This is a genomic window from Butyrivibrio sp. WCE2006 (genome assembly GCF_000701985.1).
Lineage (GTDB): Bacteria > Bacillota > Clostridia > Lachnospirales > Lachnospiraceae > Butyrivibrio.
The window spans coordinates 1-2506 of sequence record NZ_JNKH01000086.1 but is presented as its reverse complement, the minus strand read 5'-3'; the positions used below and the strand labels follow the sequence as shown (position 1 = coordinate 2506).

Below are 2506 nucleotides of genomic sequence, written 5' to 3'. Positions count from 1 at the left end.
GTAAGCGCTTTTTGTACCCCCGTTCATAACCAACCAGACCACCGGAGTGGCTTTAAAAAATAAAGCCTTCCCGGTGGCCTTTTGAAATTTCGAGAAAGTTTGATCTCATGTAGGCAGGAATCCTACTGACCTAGATCTTCCTTCCTGGTCTTATGTCTACACCTTGTCTGCATCTTTTCAGTCCATGGCATATACTCGGCTGCCCGTGCAGGCTCATCTTTGAAGTCTCGGGCATGTTCCAAAAGCTCTGTCAGGTAAAGTTCAGGATCAAGGCTATTTGCAGCTGCAGTATCAATAAGAGACTTGATGATGGCAGCGGATCTGGCGCCCCTCGATGTATCGTGGAAAAGCATGTTCTTGCGGATAGTTGCATAAGATTTTGCGCAACGTTCCGCTGCAGCATTTGAAAGAGGTAGTCTGCCGTCTTCCAGATACCGCATGAGTTTGTCCCAGTTATTATGGGTATAATTAACAGCCTTCTGGAGAGCAGAACCTCCAGCTGGATCAAGGGTTTCATACCATTTCTTAAAGGCATCCCAGTTTTTCTTTTCTTTTTTCAACCGTTCATCCTTTATGATATCAGGATCTTTGCCTTTCAGCAGTGCTTCCTCCTGATATATTTTATTTATGGCCATGAAGCCTACAACAGCAGGGTCTTCATAGTTCAATGGTCCTGATTTATTTCTGATTGCCTCAAACCATTTACGCCTTACATGATCTGCGCATGTCAGCCTCTTGGCATTCTCCATCTTGTTGTATCCTGAGAACCCATCGGTCATAAGGTATCCCGAAAAATCTGATCCCAGGAAGTTTCGGCAGTTATAACCTCCTCTTGAGGGCTGATAATCATAGAGCAGCAGCGGCCTATCAGTCCCATACACAGATGCATAAATCCACATATAGCAATTCTGACGTCCGCTGATAGCCTTGTTTTTTTCCTCATCAGTATCGTCAGTCTCGTCAGCAGCTTCCGCTTCGCATTCCCTCCGGATCTCCACATAATCTATGTCAGCCACAACGTTAAGAGGCATTCCGTTTTCATCTGCAAGAGGCTCAAGTTCAACGATCTTATTTACCGGTGCAACTGTTTCATCTGCATTTACAATAAAGCGCTGCTTTATGAGCTGATGAAGAACTTCATACGGTATAAACAGTATGTTCTCAGCCGCCCAGATAAGCCAGCTGCTCATACATGCTCTTGATATATAGATTCCCTTACGTTCAAAGTGCTTCTCAAGCCTATAGTTAGGCACTCCCATCTGATATTTCTGATATCCTACAAAGGAAACAAGAGAGGGCGTAGCAAAGCTGTGCGGGATGAATGCAGGAGGTGCAACCGCACATTTGGTAATAAAAAGATCATCTTCTTCCTTGCAGTTCTTGCATATCAGCTTTTCTACATATACTTCATGATATATGATCTCTTCCGGGATGTGTTCAACCTCTGTGCGCACGTATTCCCATCCAAAATGACTCATTTCTGACTCGCAGAGATCACAGATCTTTTCTTCATCAGAAGCGTAGATCAGCTTATCTTCGCCCTTCTTGGCATTGGCAAGCAGTTCTTCCCTTGTACGCTTCTTTTTGCGCTCAGTTTTGGTGCGCTTATAGCTATTAACAGTGATCTTTTCCGCTGGTTTTTCTTCTTCAAGTCCCAGCATGAGCTTTTGCTCTGCGCTCATGGAATCAAAAAGACCAAGCTGCTTAAACTCTGTACCTTCATACTCGTCAAAGCGTTTGGCAGTTTCGGCTTTCTTGCCGAACATGTTCCTTCTGAACCATTCAAGCTCACGGGTCAGCTCAGCAATAGTGTTTGTCTGGCGGGCAATAGTTTCCTGAAGGCTTTTGTTCAGTTCCAATACCTGTGACAGAAGAAGTGACTGATCAATGGCATTCAGTCCAGCATCTGGCTTATATTCAGTTGGCTTTGTCAAAGTGGAATTGTTTTCGGAAGTCGACATGATTTATCTCCGTTTCTGTATATATTTTAACATCGATTAATCATGATTAATAGTTGTAAAAATGCCGAAAATACGGGGGCTTTCGGCATTTTCGAAACGGATTTTTGTTCACTTTTTCATGAGAAAAACAGCTGATTCTATGATTCAGAAATCCTTTCCCTTACTCTTTGAGATTGAACTTTTTTGTTCAATCTCTAGCCCCTCAAGTAGCCACCTGAGCTGTTGCCTTGATAACTCAAGGGCCTCCGATCTGTTCCTTGGCCAGCGGTATCTTCCTGCATCCAACCTATGGTATAGCAATGTCATGCCGTCCGGCTCGGCGTGTAAGATTTTTATTCTGTCTGCGCGTCTTCCGCAGAAGAAAAATGCAGCATTGGCATAAGGATCCAGGTCGTAAACATCCTTAACGATTCCCATCAATCCCTCGATCGACTTGCGAAGGTCTGTCCTGCCAGTTATGAGATATATTTTCTTAACGCCGGAAAGATCCCCGATCATACTGTCTGCAGCACACTCAGGATGTTTTTGATAGTGGCTGCACTAGT

At 44.1% G+C, this 2506-nt stretch carries 2 protein-coding genes; both read right to left on the bottom strand.

Annotated elements, in window-relative coordinates; genetic code table 11:
- Positions 1–122: 122 nt before the first annotated feature.
- Positions 123–1961 carry an IS66 family transposase gene (tnpC, locus tag T501_RS19310; RefSeq protein ID WP_044917142.1) on the bottom strand — a complete coding sequence of 613 codons (1839 nt, stop codon included), beginning with the start codon at positions 1959–1961 and terminating at the stop codon, positions 123–125.
- Positions 1962–2105: 144 nt separating this feature from the next.
- On the bottom strand, positions 2106–2459 hold the full coding sequence (tnpB, locus tag T501_RS19305; RefSeq protein ID WP_026509681.1) for an IS66 family insertion sequence element accessory protein TnpB: 354 nt from the start codon (positions 2457–2459) through the stop codon (positions 2106–2108).
- Positions 2460–2506 lie beyond the last annotated feature (47 nt).

What these genes read in the sequence shown, in the direction of transcription:
- tnpC (WP_044917142.1), bottom strand. Translation starts at nt 1,961, where the DNA reads ATGTCGACTTCCGAAAACAATTCCACTTTGACAAAGCCAACTGAATAT.
- tnpB (WP_026509681.1), bottom strand. Translation starts at nt 2,459, where the DNA reads ATGATCGGGGATCTTTCCGGCGTTAAGAAAATATATCTCATAACTGGC.